This window comes from Thalassotalea sp. G20_0 (assembly GCF_017744175.1).
Taxonomy (GTDB): Bacteria; Pseudomonadota; Gammaproteobacteria; order Pseudomonadales; family Endozoicomonadaceae; genus Endozoicomonas.
This window is the reverse complement of sequence record NZ_JAGHQV010000321.1, coordinates 1-792: the sequence shown is the minus strand read 5'-3', so window position 1 is coordinate 792 and position 792 is coordinate 1. Positions and strand designations below refer to the sequence as shown.

Below are 792 nucleotides of genomic sequence, written 5' to 3'. Positions count from 1 at the left end.
TCAGACATTGTCATCCAGCACAATGGCCCGGATCTCACCGGAGATGACTTCGCAACTATCCCCTTCCCAAACACCAACAGCTCACCTTGAGGCGACCCCGTCGGCCATTGACGATCATGCTGATGCTGAGTCATCGTCGCCAACCATCGAACCGGATCACACCACCCAACCCGTTGCGACTCCGACCTCCTCCGTCACCGACAGTCGCCCGCCGCAGGTGAGCACGCAGGGCAAAAAACTGCTGAAACTTTATGCGGACCGGGGCCAGGTGATCCATGACGACTATATGCGGCAGATAAACGACATCAAAAATAACAATGTCCGGGCGATGCAGGCCATCGAGCGCAGTGGTGAAGAGATAACAATCAACGGCGGGAGTTATCTTGAATGGTCGCTTGAACGGCTGGTGTGTTGTGCACACGGCCTGCGGGCCATGGACAAACTGCTCCGGGATAACTTCCTGACCATCAGCAGCCTTGCCCAGCAATGCATCAGCTATGATGCCAGCCGTGGCCTGACCACGAACCCGGAAGCTACCGGGGAAAACCCGGCCAGAGAGATCATTATCGATAATCTGGTCAACCGGTTCCTGAATATGTACTCACAGTTGGCACAAGCGCGGTCCGAGATAATCCTGGCCACCGGGTTTGCCAGGGAAGAGACAGGCGAGGCCGGGCTTTTCCATGGATTTAATGCCCGGGAAATGGACACCACGGTCAAGGCCCTGTTGCAGGGTTCCTCCGGGGTGTCCGCACCGTTTCGGGATGTTCTCCGGGGTTTGGCCAGCTCTCT

At 56.9% G+C, this 792-nt stretch carries 1 protein-coding gene; it reads left to right on the top strand.

The features are described from left to right. Window positions 1-43: 43 nt before the first annotated feature. On the top strand, window positions 44-792 hold a 749-nt coding region (locus tag J7438_RS26290), incomplete at its 3' end, for a hypothetical protein (protein ID WP_209278979.1).